Raw genomic sequence first — 16,757 nt, forward strand, 5'->3', positions numbered from 1 at the left:
ACGGGGAGGAGGTGTCGCTTCCCGCCAAGCCGATCCTCCTCACGTTCGACGACGGGCAGACGTCGGCCCAGCTCGCCACGCCGGTGCTCGACCGGTACGAGTTCCAGGCGGTCATGTACGTCGCCTCCGGCTTCGCCGACGGCAGCTTCGGGGGGCCGAACGGCGAGCCGGGGTGGTACCTGAGCTGGGACCAGCTGGAGGACATGCGGGCCAGCGGCCGCTGGATCGTGCAGTTCCACGCCGGCCCGATGGGCCACGCCTACGTGGACGACCCCGCCGACCCCACCTGCCACCGCTTCTACCCGTGCCGGTTCGGCGAGGACGACGCCACCTACCAGGCCCGGGTCAAGTCCGACGTGGCCCAGGGGCTGGGCGCGATGCGGACGGCCTTCGACCTCCCCGACGGCTGGAGCGGGTCCACGTTCGCGATCCCGTGGGACGACGCCGGCACGGCTGAGGCCACCGAGGCGTGGCTGTCCGCCTACTTCGCCGAGCTGTTTCCCGTCGTGTTCGTCCAGGACAGCTACGACGGCGGCGACGACAACCAGCGCTTCCGCTTCGAGATCCACAACCCCCACGACCTCGAGCAGTTCGAGTCGGCCCTCGACTCGCCGAACTTCGCCCGACCCGACGGACGGTAGGAGCTCCGCCGTGCGAGGGATCAGGAACACGGTACGTAGCGATCCCCGCACGGCTACTGTCCAGTAGATCGCGGCCGAGGCGGGCCGCGGGTTCGGGGGAAGAACGATGGCCGGTTCCACAGCTCGGGGGAGCACCGTCGCCCGCGTCGCCCTGGCGATCTCCTTGGGGATCGCCGTCGCCACCGCGTCCGGCGCCACCCCGGCCTCGGGCGACGCGACGCCGCGATCGCGCTGCCGACCACCGGTCGGCTACACGCACGTCGACATCGGCTCTCTCGGCACCGGGTTCGACGATCCGGTCGACGTCAACGACCGCGGCGTGGTCGTCGGCCGCAGCGAGACCCCCGACGGCATGCACGTGTTCGTCTGGCGCCGTGGCCGGATGACGGACATCACGCCTCCTGGCGGAAGCGACGCCACCGTGGCCGGCGTCAACGACCGGGGCAGCGTGGCCCACAGCTGGGCCGACCTGGTCGCCGCCCGCTACCAGACCGTGATATGGCACAACGGCCGGTCGACCGCCAGCATCTCCGGCGAACCGGTGCGCGACTTCAACGAGCGGGGCGACGTGCTCTTCTTCGACGCCGGGCTGTGGCGAGACGGCCGGTTCGTGCCGATCTCGGGCGACCTCGGCGGCCGGCTCCTCTTCGAAGAGCTGGGCGACGGCGGCCACGTCGCCGGCGTGGTGCTGCCGCCGACCCCTCCGGGAGGCGGCCACCCGACACCGTCCACGGGCTTCGTCTGGCACGACGGTGTGCTCACGGCCGCCGTCCCGCCACCGGGGACGTCCTTCGCGGTGGCGGTGGACGTCAACAGGTCGGGCTCCGTCCTGTTCTACGCGTTCTCGTCGTCCAACGCCCTGTGGCACGACGGGATCACCACCGACCTGGGCAGCCTCGGTGGGACGTCCTTGGTGGCAGAGGACATCAACGACCGTGGCCAGGTCATCGGTGAAGCGACCACCGCCTCGGGGGAGTGGCACCCCTTCCTCTGGGAGGCCGGCACCATCACCGATCTCCACCCGGTGGACGGCGAGACGAGCTCAGTCACCGCGATCAACGAGCGTGGAGAGGTCCTCGGCAGCACGAGCAGCGACGGGACCGTCGTGTGGTCGTGCGGGGCGACGGTCTCTCTCGGCCTCGGGGCGGTGGGGGTCGACATCAACGACCGGGGCCAGGTGCTCAGCGTCGCCTTCACGGAGCCGGGTCAGCCGATGAGGCTCTCCACACCGATCCGTCGCTAGCGACGCCTCGTCGGCCGGGCGGGGAGCGATGAGTTCGGGGCTGGGCCGGAGTCGAGGAGTGGACCCGCTCACCCGGGAGCCCCGATCGAACGGACGTGCCGCAGTGGTCGGCCCGGATGGCGTCGGTGCGGCCGGGGGGCGGCGCTGTGGCAGCTGTCGGCGGAGACCGCCCGGCCTCGCCGTCACCCCCGGCGGCGTGCGGCGGCCGGGCGCGCCGGGTCCTTCCGCAGCTTGAAGAGCACGAAGCCCGGTTCGGTCGACAACTTCTCGAACGCGTCCGGGTGGGTGTCGGCCATCTTGGGTTCGGGCCTCGGTTCGACCAGGCGCTCGATGAGGAACCCCGCCGCGGCGAACTCGTCGGTCATGGAGCTGAGCGGCATCCGCCAGGTCGTGATCTCCCAGCCTCGACTCCAGGTCTCCGTGACGGTGCCCACCTCGAAGTAGGAGCCGCCGAGCCGGCACCAGTCGGAGGTCGGGTGGTGGGTGCTGATCACGAGCGATCCACCGGGCCGCAGCACACGAGAGGCCTCGCCGAGGAACCCGGGGCGGTCGTTGACGTAGTGGTACGCGAGAGCGCAGAGCACGAGGTCGACCGACTCGTCCTGGAGCCAGTCGAACGGCTGGTCGAGGGCGTGGACCCGCAGGTCGACGGCGTCGCCCACCCGGCGCCGGGCGAGCTCGATCATCCGTGGCGAGGCATCGCACCCGACGACCTCGGCGCCCTGGTCACGAAGCCGCTCGAGATAGAGCCCGGGCCCGCACGCGGCGTCGAGGACCCGCCGGTTCGCCACGTCGCCCACGAGACGGAGCGTCGCCGGGCGATCGTAGAGAGCGTTGTACGGGGCCGTCGCCGCGTGGTCGTCGTACTCGTCGGCGAAGGCGTCGTACTGCAGGGGATCGGGGGCCGGCACCGGCCCAGCATCCCGCACGCGACGTCGAGGACTGGCTGCTCAGGCAGGTCGGCCGGCACGACCGGACGTGAACGCGGCGACGGCACCACCGTCGACGAGGACGTCGGTGCCGGTCATCGGCGCCAGGTGGGCGGCCATCGACGCCAGCAGGACGCCGACCGACCCCGGGCCGAGCGTAGGTCGAAGCCGAGCACCTCGACGCCGGGGCCGAGACCTGCCGCGACCCGTTCGGCGCCGGCGACGTCGAGGTCGGCGAGGAGCAGCCTCCGGCCCTCACCCCCGAGCCGGCCGGCGATGGCGGCGCCCATCCCGGACGCGGCGCCGATGACGACGTCCGTCTTCATCCCGTCCACCTCCCTGCGGCCTGCCGGTGTTGGGAGCGGTCAGCTGACGCCGAGGAGGTCGACGACGAACACCAACGTCTCGCCGCCCTTGATGACACCGCCGGCGCCGGCGCCGCCGTAGCCCAGGTTGGGCGGGATGATGATGCGCCGGCGACCCCCGACCTTCATGCCGGCGACGCCCTGGTCCCAGCCCTTGATCACCTGCCCGCCCCCGAGGCCGAAGCTGAAGGTCTGCCCGCGGTCCCACGAGGCGTCGAACTGCTTGCGGGTGCTCCAGGCCACACCGACGTAGTGCACCTCGACGTCCTGGCCCGTCGTCGCCTCGGGCCCGTCGCCCACCACCACCTCTTCGATCTCCAGCTCCGTCGGCGGCGCGGTGCCCGGAGGGACGTACACGTGCGGCTTGTCGTCGGCCATGGCGAGCGACGCTACCCGCGGTCGTGGGGTGGCCGGTCCCATCGGAACCGGCCACCCCACACGACCATCGACGTGATCAGGCCAGGTCGAACCGGTCGAGGTTCATGACCTTGTCCCACGCGGCCACGAAGTCACGCACGAACTTCTCCTTCGAGTCGTCCTGTGCGTAGACCTCCGAGAGGGCTCGGAGCTGGGAGTTCGAACCGAAGACGAGGTCGACGGCGGTGGCGGTCCGCTTGACCTCGCCGGTGGCGCGATCGTGACCCTCGAAGACGTTCTCCGCCGAGGCGGATGCCTTCCACTCCGTGCTCATGTCGAGCAGGTTCACGAAGAAGTCGCTGGTCAGCGTCTCGGGCCGGTCGGTGAAGACGCCGTGGGCGGCACCCCCGGAGTTGGCGTCGAGGGCCCGCAGGCCGCCGACGAGGACGGTCATCTCGGGAGCGGTCAGCGTCAGCAGGTACGCCCGGTCCAGCAGCCGCGTCTCCGGCGACAGCTTGTCGTCGGCGTCGAGGTGGTTGCGGAACCCGTCGGCGGTCGGTTCGAGCACGGCGAACGAGTCGACGTCGGTCTGCTCCTGCGAGGCGTCGGTGCGCCCCGGTGCGAACGGGACCGTGACGTCGTGCCCGGCGCTCTTCGCCGCCTGCTCGACGGCCGCGCACCCACCCAGGACGATCAGGTCGGCGAGCGAGACCTTCGTCCCACCGGACTGCGAGCCGTTGAAGTCCTGCTGGATCTGCTCGAGGGCCTGCAGCACCTTGGCCAGCTCGGCCGGGTCGTTGACCTCCCAGTCCCTCTGCGGCGCGAGGCGAACCCGCGCCCCGTTGGCGCCGCCCCGCTTGTCGGTGCCGCGGAAGGTGGCCGCCGACGCCCACGCGGCGCCGACCAGCTGGGAGACGGACAGCCCCGAAGCGAGGATCGTGGCCTTAAGGGCCGCGATGTCCTGATCGCCGATCAGCTCGTGGTCGACCGCGGGGACGGGGTCCTGCCACAGCTGCGGCTCCGGGACCCACGGGCCGAGGTAGCGCGAGACCGGGCCCATGTCGCGGTGCAACAGCTTGAACCACGCCCGGGCGAACGCGTCGGCGAGCTGGTCGGGGTTCTCGTGGAAGCGCTGCGAGATCGGCCCGTAGATCGGGTCCAGCCGCAGCGCGAGGTCCGTCGTCAGCATCATCGGAGCGTGTCGCTTCGACGGATCATGGGCGTCGGGCACCGTGTCCTGAGCCGCGGGATCCGTCGGCGTCCACTGCTGCGCACCGGCAGGGCTCGTCGTCAGCTCCCACTCGTACCTGTACAGGTTGTCGAAGAACCCGTTGTCCCACTTCGACGGCTCGTTGGTCCATGCGCCCTCGAGCCCGCTGGTGATCGCGTCGACGCCCACGCCGCTGCCGGCGGTGTTCCGCCAGCCGAGGCCCTGCTCCTCGAGGGGAGCACCCTCGGGCTCGGGACCGACGTAGTCCGCGCTGTGGGCACCGTGGGCCTTGCCGAACGTGTGGCCCCCGGCGATGAGCGCAACGGTCTCCTCGTCGTTCATGGCCATGCGGGCGAAGGTCTCGCGGATGTCGCGGGCGGCCGCCAGCGGGTCCGGGTTGCCGTTGGGCCCCTCCGGGTTGACGTAGATCAGGCCCATCTGCACGGCGCCGAGGTGACCGGAGAGCTCCCGGTCGCCGCTGTAGCGCTCGTCGCCGAGCCACTCGTCCTCGGAGCCCCAGGAGATCTCGTCGGGCTCCCAGATGTCCTCCCGCCCGAAGCCGAAGCCGAACGTCTCGAACCCCATCGATTCCATGGCAGCGTTGCCGGCGAGGACCAGGAGATCGGCCCAGGAGATCTTGCGGCCGTACTTCTGCTTGACCGGCCACAGGAGGCGGCGCGCCTTGTCGAGGCTGGCGTTGTCGGGCCAGCTGTTGAGGGGGGCGAAGCGCTGGTCGCCGCTGCCGCCGCCGCCCCGACCGTCGCCGATGCGGTACGTGCCCGCGGCGTGCCACGTCAGCCGGATGAAGAACGGCCCGTAGTGGCCGTAGTCGGACGGCCACCAGTCCTGCGACGTCGTCATCACCTCGACGATGTCCTGCTTCAGCGCGTCGACGTCGAGGGTCTTGAGCTCCTCCGCGTAGTCGAAGTCCTCGTCCAGCGGGTTCGACTGGGGGGAGTGCTGGTGGAGAACCGACAGGTCCAGCTGGTTCGGCCACCAGTCCCGGTTCGTCCTGGGCCCGGTCGGCTTGGGCGTCGGGGAGGGGATTACTGGGTTCTCGCTCTCAGACACTTCAGTCCTTCTCCTATCTCGGTGTTTCCTTGCTGATGGGCTGGTTGCTCTCTCGACGACGGTGCTCAGCCGTCGGACGAGGCAGTGGTCACCGCGGCGCACTCGGGGCAGCGGCCCCAGTACATGACCTCGGCCTCGTCGACCTCGTAGCCCGAGTCGTCGGCGGCCGTGAGGCACGGGGTGTCGCCGACCGCACAGTCGACGTCGACCATCCGGTTGCAGGTCCGGCAGATGAGGTGGTGGTGGTTGTCACCGACCCGACCCTCGTAGCGGGCCGGCGACCCGGCGGGCTGGATGCGCCGGAGGAGGCCCTTGTCGGTGAGGGTCGCGAGGGCGCTGTACACCGCTTGACGTGAGATGGCGCCGATCTCGGCCCGTACGACCGTGTAGATGTCGTCCGCCGCGCTGTGCGGATGGTCGGACACGGCTCGCAGGACCGCCAGACGCTGGGCCGTGACCTGCAGGCCGTGCTGGCGGAGCAGCGCATCGCTGTCGACGGACATCCCCCCGGACATACCCAGATCCTAACCTCATATTGGAATTAGTCTAGAACCCGCAAGATAACAGTTCCCGACTAGTTCGTCATCTGGATCCGCGAGCTAGGTCGGCCGCTCGGTCCACCCGTTGAGCAACCGGTCGGATCGTCCCGTCAGGCCACCACTTCGGTTCGATCTCATCCTGGCGGGATGAGGACAGGCGACAGGTCCACGCTCACGCTGGTCGGCATCGCAAACAGTGCTCTCACCAGGAGGACCACCACATGTCGAGTGGAACGTACGAGGAGACGACCGGGTGGGTCGGCTGGGGCCTCTTCGCCGCCACGATGATGATCATCGGCGGCGCCCTGAACGCCCTCTACGGGCTCGTCGCCGTCGTGAACGACGATTGGGTCGTGTGGACCAACCGCACCTCGGTCTACCTGGACCTGTCGGAGTGGGGCTGGGTGCACATCATCGTGGGCGGGCTCGTCGTCCTGGCCGGGATCGGTGTGCTCAGCGGCAACGTCCTCGCCCGGACCGTCGGGGTCGTCCTGGCCGGCGTCAGCATGCTGACCAACTTCTTCTTCCTTCCCGTCTACCCGCTCTGGTCGATCATCGTGATCACGATCAACGCCCTCGTCATCTGGGCCCTGACCGCCCACGGCCGCGAGCTGCGGGCGCCGGGGTGACGAGCAGCTGAAGTCGACCGCGCGGCGACCTGAGGGCTCAGCGCGACTGCAACCGCACCGGCAGGTGCTTGATGCCGCCGATGAAGTTCGACCGGAGACGGTCGGGTGCGCCCAGCTGCTCGACCCGCGGCACCCGGGCGACCAGCTCCTCGAACAGCACCCTGATCTCCAGGCGGGCCAGCTGGGCGCCGAGGCAGAAGTGGGGCCCGCCCCCGCCGAAGGCGATGTGGGGGTTGGGGTCACGGCCGACGTCGAAGCTGAACGGGTCGTCGAACACGTCCTCGTCGCGGTTGGCCGAGATGTACCAGAGGCTGATCTTCTCGCCGGCCTTGATGGTGACGTCGCGCAGCGTGACGTCCTGGCGGGCGTTGCGCCGGAAGTACATGACCGGCGAGGCCCAGCGCAGGATCTCCTCGGTCGCCGTCCCGATCAGGGTGGGGTCGGCCGCCAGCCGCTCGTACTGCTCGGGGTGCTCGAGGAAGGCGTTCATCCCGTGGGCGATGGCGTTGCGGGTGGTCTCGTTCCCGGCCACCGACAGCAGCATGAAGAACAGGTTGAAGTCGAGCTCGGACAGGGTGTCGCCGTCGACCTCGGCCTGGAGCAGCGTGGTGAGGATGTCGTCGCGCGGGTCGGCCCGGCGCTGCTCGGCCAGCTGCTGGGCGTACATGAACATCTCGAGCTGGGCCTCGGCCACCAGCGACTGGTCGACCAGGTACTCGGGGTCCTCGGAGCCGATCATGCGGTTGCTCCAGTCGAACAGCTTGTGGCGGTCCTCGCGGGGCACGCCCAGCATCTCGGCGATGACCTCGAGCGGCAGCTCGGCGGCGATGTCGACCACGAAGTCGCAGTCCCGCTTGGCCAGGGCCTCGTCGAGGATGCCGCCGGCCAGCTCCCGCACGTGGGTCTCGAGCGCCGCGATCATCCGGGGCGTGAAGCCGCGGTTGACCAGCTTGCGGTAGCGGGTGTGGTCGGGCGGGTCCATGAACAGCATCATCGAGCCGGCCGCCTCGGTGCCCGGCGGGGCCGCCAGCGGTCCCTCCAACCCGACCACGCCGCCCAGCTCCTGGGACGACGAGAACGACGCCGCGTCGCGGTTGCAGGCGGTCACGTCGGCGAGCTTGGTGATCACCCAGAAGCCGGGGCCGCCCGGCTCCTCGTGCCAGTGGACCGGTGCGTGCTCCCGCAGCCAGGTGAACCACTCGTGGGGGATCCCCTCGGTGAAGCGGTCACGGTCGAGCAGGTCGATCTGGTCGATGGTCACCATGGTTCGCCATCCCCTGTCGGTCGAGCCCGAGCCCGAGCACTGGTTTCGAGAACCTGTTCTACTCCGAACCGGGGGGTTCGTGAGCCGCGTCACCCCGATGGGACGACGCCCGGCGGAGGCGTTCGGCGTCCACTGGGTAGTGACGTGCGGCCACGTGGCTGCTGTCCGTCCTTCGTTCGTGGCGTCGAGGTGAGTGAGGTGGTGACCATGCCGTCGAGATTCCACCCGGAGCGGTTGGCGCAAGCCATCGCCGAGCGGGTCGTGTCCCTGGTCGTCGAGGCCCTGGACATCGATGCGCTGGTGCGGCGCATCGATGTGAACGCTCTGCTCGACCAGGTCGACGTCGAGCGCCTGCTCGATCGCGTCGACCTCGAGGCGTTGCTCGACCGGATCGATCTCGATGCGCTGCTGGCCCGCACCGATCTCGCGGCCATGGTGTCGAGTGCCACCAGGGGTACGGCGGACGACGCATTGGAGGCGTTGCGGGGTCGGGCCGCCCGGGCCGACGATGTGGTGTCGGGATGGGCCGACCGCCTGGTGGGCCGGGCATGAGCTCGCCCCCGCGCTACGCGGGCGCGGTGAGCCGGCTGTTCGCCTACCTCGTCGACGTCGTGTCGGTGTCGGCTCTGTTCTCCGCCGGTTCCGCGGTCGTCGCCTTCCTCGTCCCCGTGGTCACGGGCCGGCATCTCGAGCTCAGCGGCGACCGTGACCTCGCCGGCATCGGGCTCGTCGTCTGGTGGTTCCTGTACTTCACCGTCTCGTGGGCGACCGTCGGCGCGACGCTGGGGATGGGCCTGTTCGGCCTCCGAGTCGTGCAGCCCGACGGCACGCCGGTCGGCACCGGGCAGGCCGCCGTGCGGACGTTGGCGTTCTTCGCGAGCGTCGCCCTCTTCGGTCTGGGCTTCCTCGGCATCCTCTTCCACACCCAGCGGCGAGCGCTGCACGACCTGATGGCCGGCACCGCCGTCGTCCACGCCACGAGCAGCCCGCCCGAGGTGGCGGGCCAGCCACTCCCGACCTGAGGTCACCTCCCGTCGGCGCCCGGCTGCGACACGGGCTTCGGTCGTGTCACGCAGCCCGGGGGTCGACGACGGCCCGGTCGTCGAGCGGCGGGTTCCACACCGCCTCGAGCCAAGCCTGGACGTCGAGCTCGGCGGCCCGACGTCGATAGGTCTCGGCCAGCAGCGGCGTCGACGATGCGGCCTGCTGACGGAGCCGACGGGCTCTCCCCTGCAGCGAACCGGTGGCGTCGTTGATGTCGGTCGTCGTGCCCATGCGACAACCTTCCTCCAGCCGCTCCCCCACCACGACCGGGCAAGCCCCCGACCGCCACCCATCCCCACGGGGATCGCCCAGGGCCTGCCCCATCGACTACGAAGGCGGCCACCTCCGTCCGGCGAGCAAGAGAAGGGATCGTGATGGGCGCCAACCAGCGATCGCAGATCACCATGAGCGACGAGGAGATCACCAGCTACATCGACCGGAACCGCACCGCGACGTTGGCGACGATCGGCCCCAGCGGACAACCTCACCTCGTCGCCATGTGGTACGCCGTGATCGACGGCCAGATCTGGTTCGAGACCAAGGCCCGCTCCCAGAAGGCGGTGAACCTGCGGCGCGACAGCCGGATCACCTGCTCGATCGAGGACGGCCTGACCTACGACGTGCTGCGCGGGATCTCGATCGAGGGCACCGCCGAGATCGTCGAGGACCCCGACGCCATCTGGCAGGTCGGTCTCAGCGTGTGGGAGCGCTACAACGGCCCCTACACCGAGGAGATGAAGCCGCTCGTCGAGTTCATGCTCCACAAGCGCATCGCGGTGAGGGTCGACGCCGCCCGCACCCGGTCGTGGGACCACCGCAAGCTCGGCCTGGACCCGATGCCGATCGGCGGATCCACCGCCGCCCACCTCGACCGCGGGCAACCCTGACGGGGTCGTCGAACCAGGGCTCCGCCCAGTTCGCGGCTCGGCCGGTGTCGATACCGAGGTGGTGACGACCGACCTCATGACCAGGGCGCGGGCCGGGGACGGCGACGCGTTCCGAGCACTGACCGAGCCGCACCGGCGGGAGCTGCAGGTGCACTGCTACCGGATGCTCGGATCCTTCCAGGACGCCGAGGATGCCCTGCAGGACACGCTGCTGGCCGCCTGGCAGGGCCTCGAAGGGTTCGAGGGGCGCGCATCGATCCGCACGTGGCTCTACCGGATCGCCACCAACCGGTGCCTCAACGCGCTGCGCTCGGCCAGCCGACGCCCCGCCAAGGAGTGGGGCAACCCCGATGTCGAACCACCCGAGCCGACCCGCCTCGGCGAGGTCGTGTGGCTCGAGCCCTATCCCGACGCCCTGCTCGAAGGCGCGATCGACGTGCCACTCGGCCCCGAGGCCCGCTACGAGCAGACCGAAGCCATCTCCCTGGCCTTCACGACCGCGCTGCAGGTCCTGCCCGCTCGCCAGCGCGCCGTTCTCATCCTGCGCGAGGTGCTCGGCTACCACGCCGGCGAGGTGGCCGACATGCTCGACTCGACGGTCGAATCGGTCAACAGCGTCCTCAAACGGGCCCGCGCCACCCTGCAGCGCCGCCTGCCGCCCACCGGCGAGCGCGCACCGGCTCCTGCTCCCGACTCACCCGCCGAGCAGGCCCTCGTGGCGAAGTTCGTCCGCGCCTACGACTCCGGCCACCTCGACGCGCTGGTCGCCCTGCTCACCGCCGATGCCTTCATGTCCATGCCACCGATCCCCCTCGAATATCAGGGCCTCGACGCGGTGGCGGGCTTCCTGGCCAGCATCGGCTTCCAGGGCCGGAGGTACGACCTCGTGCCGACGAGAGCCAACGGTCAGCCCGCGTTCGGGACCTACCTCCGCGGCCCCACCGGCGGCATCCGCCACGGGACCGGCCTCGACGTCCTCACCCTCACCGGCGACCGGATCGGCGCGATCACCCACTTCGACAACAGCGTGCTCGCCTCGTTCGGGTTGCCGCGATCGCTCCCGGGCCGGTAGCCCGCTCAGCCGGGCGCCGGCGGTGACTACCTTGGCGCCGTGACCGACGGGAGCTCGACGCCCGGCCGCCTCCGGCGGTGGCTCTGGCGCCCGCCGCGGGCGCACGGCGAGACCATCGCCGACCGGACCGTCAGCTTCCTCGAGCTCTTCTACGACCTGGTCTACGTGGCGGTCATCGGCCAGGCCGCCCACCACGTCGCCGAGCACGTCACGGCCCGGAGCGCCGCCGAGTTCGCCGTCGTCTTCTGCATGATCTGGGCCGCGTGGGTCAACGGGTCGCTCTACCTCGAGCTCCACGGCCGGGAGGACGGCAGGACGCGCACCACTGTGTTCCTCCAGATGGGGATCCTGGTCCTGCTGGCGGTGTTCACGAGTGACGCCGCCGCCGGCAGCGGCACCGGCTTCGCCCTGGTCTACGCCGGGTTCCTCGGGGTCATGACCTGGCTCTGGTACAGCGTCCGGCGCCAGGACCGCCTCGACCACGCCGAGTTCCTGGCCCCCGCCGGCCGCTACGTCCTCGCCATGGCCGTCGCGGTGCCGCTGATCGTCACCAGCGCCTTCCTCCCCGACACGCCGCGGCTCGTCGCATGGGCGGGCTTCTGCGTCGCCTGGCTCGTGGCCATCGCACTGGTCGCTCGGCTGACGGTCACGAACGAGGGCCTGCCGCCGTCCGAGTCGCTGGTGGAGCGGTTCGGGCTGTTCACGATCATCGTTCTCGGCGAGGTGATCTTCGGCGTCGTCGACGGCCTGTCCACACCCGACCGCGACGGGCTCGTCATCGCCACCGGGATCATCGCCCTCGTGATCGGCTTCGGCTTCTGGTGGATCTACTTCGACCTGGTCGGAAGGCGGCCGCCCCGCAACGACGGCGGGCCCCTCGTCACCTGGATGCTCAGTCACCTGCCGATCACGCTGTCGATCGCCGCAGCGGGCGCCGCGATGGTCAGCCTGATCGGCCACGCCGGCGACGACCGGACCCCCGCCGGCACCGCCTGGCTGCTCGCCGGCGCCGTCGCGCTCGGCCTGGTGGCCCTCATCTTCACCGAGCAGGCGCTGGTCGACGCCGAGCGCCTCGACGCCGTCTACCGGCCCCTCCGGATCGCCCTGGCGGCCGGCGCCGCCGCGGCGCTCGCCGCCGGCTGGGCCCGACCCGCGCCCTGGCTGTTCGGCCTGGCCCTGGTCACGATCCTCACGGTGCTCTGGATCTTCGCGGCCAGCCGCTTCCTCCGCACCGACGCCTGGGCCCCTGGTTGACGAGCTCCAAGGAGTGGTCCGGCTTCTCTGCGCCGAGGGTCGTCGGTCCTGACACCGCATCTAGCCTCCGGCTCACTACCCCTGTTCGGATGCTCGGAGCACGGTCAATGTGCGGCCAGTTGGGCCCAGAGCGGGTCGGTCCAGGGCCTTCCCGCTTTGCTTGAGCACGCGATCCAGCTCGTCGCGGGAGTCCAGGCTTTGGAGGGTGACCGATGCTGGCTCGTCGGTGGTGTGGGCGATGGCGACGGTGAGGAGGGTCCAGTGGTCGTATTCGTGGAACACGAAGGTCTCTGACCCTGGCTGGGATGTGTGGGCGACCAGGCAGCCGTCGATGGCCACATGCAGATACATCGGTTCCCCCCGGGTATCGATGGCGGGTGCGGCTTGGCTAGTCGGTTGTTTCGGTCGGGGTCAGCAGCACGACGGGGATGGGCCGGACCGTTTGTCGTTGGTAGGCGGAGTAGCGGTTCCGATTGGCGGCGTCGCAGCTGGCGAACAGGTCGTCGTAGCGGGCGTCGTCGGGGGTGACGACCTGGGCGGTGGCCGAGCTGCGGTGCCGGCCGACCTGCACGCCGACGTGTGGTTTGGCCGCGAGGTTCAGAAGCCACGCCGGCGGGGTGTCCCGTCCTCCGTTGGAGGCGACGACGGCCAGGTCGTCCCCGACCGTCATGTAGGTCAACGCGTTGGTGCGTGGCTGTCCTGTGCGCCGGCCGGTGGTCGTCATCAGCAGGGTCGGCACCCCGAGCAGGCGATGACCGACCCATCCTCGACTTCGCCTGTAGAGAGATCGGTGGAGACGCAACACACAGCTACGAGACACGTTCGTACGGGTCCTTTCATCGGCTCGTTCGGCTTCGATCGTCACCTCGGCTGCCAGGATGCGCCCATCCGTGGCGATGAGCAGGGTGCGACCTTCGGGACCGCCGAGCGTGCACGCGATCGCGGCCGCGCCACCGGTACGGACCCAGTCGACGACGTCGCCGCCTTCGACGACACGGACGCACTCGGTGACGGTTGCCGAGGCCACCCAGATGGCGCCGTCGGCGTCGGCGCAGATCCGTTCGGGCAGCAGGTCACCAGGCATCTGCGCCCACAGGCGGCGGTTGGTCAACGACCCGCCTGCGGCAACGGTGTACCCGGTGAGACGGGCGCCGAGGGACTCGGCGACGACCAGCGTGCGTCCGCGATCGAGGAACACCATCCCGTTGGGGAGCAGCAGATCCTCGGCCGCCGCGGACGAGGCCCCGTCGAGATCGATGACGAGGTCGTTGATCGGCGGCGAGGTGTATCCGCTCAGGTCGGCAACGAGCGTGACGCCACCGTCGGCGCTGACGCGGACCAGGCAACGGTCGTCGGTCCTGACGTCAGCGATGACCGCCGCCGTCGCGTTCATGGCGATCATCCTCGGGCAGGTGGGCATCCTGGGTCTTGGCGTGTGAAGGTGAAACCGTGCGTAGATTTTGTGCGAGGTGAACAAACCACGACTGACGACAGACGTTCTCGCTGATGTCGCCGCGCTGATCCCAGAGGTCGCCCGGGCCGCAGGTGAGGCCTTCGCGGCGGAGATCCCTGCGTACGGGCCCGACGTCCGGGGGCCGGAACACACCCCGCGGGTCGAGTACGCCATCCAGGTCGCGTTGGAGGGCTTCTTCGCGCTCGTGTCCCGACCGGGTGTCGACCCTGCGGCGTCCCCGGAACCGGCAACGCTCGAGTTGGCCTACGAGTTCGGGCGGAACGAGGCACGCGTGGACCGTGACATGAGCGCGTTGCTGGCCGCGTACCGGGTCGGCGCCCGCGTCGCCTGGCACCAGCTCAGTGAGGAGTTCGTCGAACGCGGCTTCGATGCGTCCCAGGTGGCCGAGTTCGCGGAGCTGGTGTTCGCCTACATCGATCACCTGTCCGCCGCGAGTGCCGCGGGCCACGCAGACGAGATCGCCGCCTCCGGGCGGGCACGCGAGCAGCACCGCGCCCAGCTCGCCGTTGCGCTCCTGGAGCCCACCGACGCCGAACGCCTCGTCAACCTCGCGGCGGTCGCGGCGTGGCATTCGCCGTCCATGCTGACGGTTGCCGTCCTGCCCGCCTCTCACGCCCGGCCCGCACTCCAACACCTCGACCACCGCACCCTGGTCGTCCCGGGCGACGTAGCGCCCGGCCTCGCCGATGACCAGAGCGTGCTCCTCATCCCCGGGCCTTCCGATCGCGGGTCGCTCGTCAGCGCGCTCGACGGCCACCGCGCGATGCTCGGACCGACCCGGGCGTGGACCGAAGCCCATTTGTCCTACGCCCGAGCCGTGCGCGGGCTCGACGTGCTCGGACAGCCCGGCAACGAGACCGTCGACACCGACGACCATCTCGTCGAACTGGTGCTTGCCGCCGATGCCGAGGCACTCGCCGATCTGCGCGCCCGGGTCCTCGTGCCGCTCGCACAGATGCGGCCGGCGACCGCGGAGCGCCTGGCCCAAACGCTGCGATCGTGGATCCTCCATCAGGGCCGGCGCGATGACGTCGCTGCCGACCTCGACGTCCACCCCCAGACCGTTCGCTATCGCATGGGGCAGTTGCGCGACGTGTTCGCCGACCGGCTCACGACACCCCGAGGCGTGCTCGAACTGACGGTCGCCCTCGCCGCGGCCCGGTCCCCTTTGTTCGACGCGAACAAGTCCGACAGAACGAATTGACACCCGCCGGCCAAGTCGAGCCCGCCGGCTACCGGAACGATGGCTCCATGACCACGCGCATCGGGCTCAACCTCGGTGGTGCCGAGCAGGACCTGCACACGATTCGCGCGCTCGCCGGGCAGGCGGCCGAGGACGGGCTCGCGAGCCTGTGGATGTCCCAGCTCCTCGGCCACGACGCACTCACCGCCCTCGCGGTCGTCGGACAAGAGATCCCTGACCTCGAGCTCGGCGTATCCGTCGTCCCCGTCTACGGACGTCATCCCCTGGTGCTCGCCATGCAGGCTCGGACCGTGCAGGCCGCCGTCGACGGCCGGCTCACGTTGGGCATCGGCCCGTCGCACCAGTTCACCGTGGAGGCGTTCTTCGGCGGCTCCTACGCCAAGCCCTACACCCGCACCAAGGAGTACCTCTCGGCCCTGTTGCCGCTGCTGGCGGGCGAACCGGTCGACCTCGTCGGCGAGGAGGTCACGGCGTGTGGCCAGATCGACAGCAACGCGCCATCAGCGCCGCCGGTTCTCATCGCCGGGCTCCGCCCCCGGATGCTGCGCCTCGCCGGCACCGTCGCCGCGGGCACGACCCTGTGGATGGTTGGCCCCCACACGATCGCTTCGCATGTCACACCTGTCATCCGGCGAGCTGCCGAGTCCGCGGGACGGCCGGAACCCCGGATCCTCGCCGGAGTCACCGCCGTCGTCACCGACGACCCCGCCGACGCACACCAGCGCGCTGCGACGCAGCAGGCCCTCTACGGACTCATGCCTGCGTACCGGCACATGCTCGACGCCGAAGGCGTCGCGGGGCCGGCCGACCTCGTCATCGCGGGCAACGAAGCCATCGTCGCCGATGGCCTGCAACGCTACGCCGACGCCGGAGTCACGGACCTCCGCGTCAGCGTCCTCGCGGCGAACGACGACGAGCGCGACCGCACCCGAGCGGTGCTACGCACGCTGGCCCGATCCAGGTAGCGAGAGATGACGAGGGACTGGTCGACCGACTTCGACCACACCGACGACGCCGCCCGGGACTACGCCCAGGAGATCCCCGTCCGTGTGATCGCCGACATGCTCGGGCTACCGGAGGCCGACGGCGAAACCCTCCGAGGGTTCGTCCGCCAGGTGCTCGAAGGAGTGGCCAGACCCCTTCCACGTCATACGAACAGTGGGCCTCCTGCTCATCGCCGGCATCGACACCACCTGGAGCGCCATCGGCGCGTCCCTCTGGCACCTCGCAGCCCACCCGGACCACCGCCAACGTCTCGTCGCCGAACCTGACCTTCTGCCCACCGCGGTCGAAGAGCTCCTCCGCCCCGACGAAGTGATCCTCGACCGTGAACCGAACCGGCACGCCGCGTTCGGCCTCGGCCCCCACCGCTGCGCCGGCTCACACCTCGCCCGCATGGAGATCCGCGTCGCTCTCCGAGCCTGGCTGCAGAACATCCCCGACTTCGAGCTCGCCGACCCTGCGCGTGTGGCTGGCCGAGCACGCCGAGGTGGCGCTGCCCGACCGCTACGAGTTCTGGGGCCGCTCCACGCCCGACGGCGCCGAGCCCCGCCAGCGCGTGCTCCACGCCGACG

At 70.4% G+C, this 16,757-nt stretch carries 19 protein-coding genes; 10 read left to right on the forward strand and 9 right to left on the reverse strand.

Features of this window, described 5'->3' with window-relative positions:
* Both VK611_14190 and VK611_14195 read left to right on the forward strand, forming a co-directional pair.
* A partial coding sequence (locus tag VK611_14190; protein HMG42485.1) for a polysaccharide deacetylase family protein occupies nt 1-641 on the forward strand: 641 nt, incomplete at its 5' end.
* 106 nt (nt 642-747) lie between these two features.
* Entirely contained in the window at nt 748-1,884 is a 1,137-nt protein-coding gene (locus VK611_14195; GenBank protein ID HMG42486.1) for a hypothetical protein, read from the forward strand.
* Nucleotides 1,885-2,066: 182 nt separating this feature from the next.
* Here VK611_14195 and VK611_14200 read toward each other — a convergent pair whose 3' ends face one another.
* The 5 genes from VK611_14200 to VK611_14220 form a co-directional block, all read right to left on the reverse strand.
* On the reverse strand, nt 2,067-2,795 hold the full coding sequence (locus tag VK611_14200; protein HMG42487.1) for a class I SAM-dependent methyltransferase: 729 nt from the start codon (nt 2,793-2,795) through the stop codon (nt 2,067-2,069).
* Between the two features lie 113 nt (nt 2,796-2,908).
* The gene (locus tag VK611_14205; GenBank protein ID HMG42488.1) at nt 2,909-3,139 is read right to left on the reverse strand and encodes a hypothetical protein; all 231 of its coding nucleotides are present in this window, start codon (nt 3,137-3,139) and stop codon (nt 2,909-2,911) included.
* Nucleotides 3,140-3,178: 39 nt separating this feature from the next.
* Nucleotides 3,179-3,556 (reverse strand): FKBP-type peptidyl-prolyl cis-trans isomerase, encoded by a 378-nt coding sequence (locus VK611_14210; protein ID HMG42489.1) that lies wholly within the window; start codon nt 3,554-3,556, stop codon nt 3,179-3,181.
* 76 nt (nt 3,557-3,632) lie between these two features.
* The gene (gene katG / locus VK611_14215; GenBank protein ID HMG42490.1) at nt 3,633-5,816 is read right to left on the reverse strand and encodes a catalase/peroxidase HPI; all 2,184 of its coding nucleotides are present in this window, start codon (nt 5,814-5,816) and stop codon (nt 3,633-3,635) included.
* A gap of 65 nt (nt 5,817-5,881) precedes the next feature.
* A complete protein-coding gene (locus VK611_14220) occupies nt 5,882-6,331 on the reverse strand; it encodes a Fur family transcriptional regulator (protein ID HMG42491.1) in 450 nt (149 codons plus the stop codon).
* A 245-nt stretch (nt 6,332-6,576) separates the two neighbouring features.
* On the opposite strand from VK611_14220, the gene VK611_14225 reads away from it, so the two are divergent.
* Nucleotides 6,577-6,984: a hypothetical protein gene (locus tag VK611_14225; GenBank protein HMG42492.1), complete on the forward strand. Its 408-nt coding sequence runs from the start codon at nt 6,577-6,579 to the stop codon at nt 6,982-6,984.
* A gap of 37 nt (nt 6,985-7,021) precedes the next feature.
* On the opposite strand, the gene VK611_14230 is transcribed toward VK611_14225, so the two are convergent.
* Nucleotides 7,022-8,248, reverse strand: a complete 1,227-nt coding sequence (locus VK611_14230) for a cytochrome P450 (GenBank protein HMG42493.1) — start codon at nt 8,246-8,248, stop codon at nt 7,022-7,024.
* 207 nt (nt 8,249-8,455) lie between these two features.
* Here VK611_14230 and VK611_14235 point away from each other — a divergent pair, with 207 nt between their 5' ends.
* Together VK611_14235 and VK611_14240 are read left to right on the forward strand one after the other, a co-directional pair.
* Entirely contained in the window at nt 8,456-8,800 is a 345-nt protein-coding gene (locus VK611_14235) for a hypothetical protein (GenBank protein ID HMG42494.1), read from the forward strand.
* Nucleotides 8,797-9,270 (forward strand): RDD family protein, encoded by a 474-nt coding sequence (locus VK611_14240; protein ID HMG42495.1) that lies wholly within the window; start codon nt 8,797-8,799, stop codon nt 9,268-9,270. Before VK611_14235 ends, VK611_14240 begins: the two co-directional genes overlap by 4 nt.
* A gap of 46 nt (nt 9,271-9,316) precedes the next feature.
* Here the strand turns inward: VK611_14240 and VK611_14245 are convergent, their stop codons facing one another.
* Complete coding sequence (locus tag VK611_14245; GenBank protein ID HMG42496.1) at nt 9,317-9,523, reverse strand: hypothetical protein; 207 nt, start codon at nt 9,521-9,523, stop codon at nt 9,317-9,319.
* Between the two features lie 143 nt (nt 9,524-9,666).
* Here VK611_14245 and VK611_14250 point away from each other — a divergent pair, with 143 nt between their 5' ends.
* The 3 genes from VK611_14250 (at nt 9,667) to VK611_14260 (ending at nt 12,505) form a co-directional block, all read left to right on the forward strand.
* Nucleotides 9,667-10,179: a PPOX class F420-dependent oxidoreductase gene (locus tag VK611_14250; protein ID HMG42497.1), complete on the forward strand. Its 513-nt coding sequence runs from the start codon at nt 9,667-9,669 to the stop codon at nt 10,177-10,179.
* A gap of 61 nt (nt 10,180-10,240) precedes the next feature.
* Nucleotides 10,241-11,251, forward strand: a complete 1,011-nt coding sequence (locus VK611_14255; protein HMG42498.1) for a sigma-70 family RNA polymerase sigma factor — start codon at nt 10,241-10,243, stop codon at nt 11,249-11,251.
* Between the two features lie 39 nt (nt 11,252-11,290).
* The gene (locus tag VK611_14260) at nt 11,291-12,505 is read left to right on the forward strand and encodes a low temperature requirement protein A (protein ID HMG42499.1); all 1,215 of its coding nucleotides are present in this window, start codon (nt 11,291-11,293) and stop codon (nt 12,503-12,505) included.
* Nucleotides 12,506-12,580: 75 nt separating this feature from the next.
* On the opposite strand, the gene VK611_14265 is transcribed toward VK611_14260, so the two are convergent.
* Together VK611_14265 and VK611_14270 are read right to left on the reverse strand one after the other, a co-directional pair.
* Entirely contained in the window at nt 12,581-12,856 is a 276-nt protein-coding gene (locus VK611_14265) for a hypothetical protein (GenBank protein HMG42500.1), read from the reverse strand.
* Nucleotides 12,857-12,893: 37 nt separating this feature from the next.
* Nucleotides 12,894-13,982, reverse strand: a complete 1,089-nt coding sequence (locus VK611_14270; GenBank protein ID HMG42501.1) for a nitroreductase/quinone reductase family protein — start codon at nt 13,980-13,982, stop codon at nt 12,894-12,896.
* On the opposite strand from VK611_14270, the gene VK611_14275 reads away from it, so the two are divergent.
* Nucleotides 13,975-15,183: a helix-turn-helix domain-containing protein gene (locus VK611_14275; GenBank protein HMG42502.1), complete on the forward strand. Its 1,209-nt coding sequence runs from the start codon at nt 13,975-13,977 to the stop codon at nt 15,181-15,183. The two genes, VK611_14270 and VK611_14275, sit on opposite strands and share 8 nt — an antisense overlap.
* Nucleotides 15,184-15,230: 47 nt before the next feature.
* A complete protein-coding gene (locus VK611_14280) occupies nt 15,231-16,148 on the forward strand; it encodes a TIGR03564 family F420-dependent LLM class oxidoreductase (protein ID HMG42503.1) in 918 nt (305 codons plus the stop codon).
* Nucleotides 16,149-16,757 lie beyond the last annotated feature (609 nt).

Source organism: Acidimicrobiales bacterium (genome assembly GCA_035316325.1).
Taxonomy (GTDB): Bacteria; Actinomycetota; Acidimicrobiia; order Acidimicrobiales; family VFJN01; genus DASXTK01.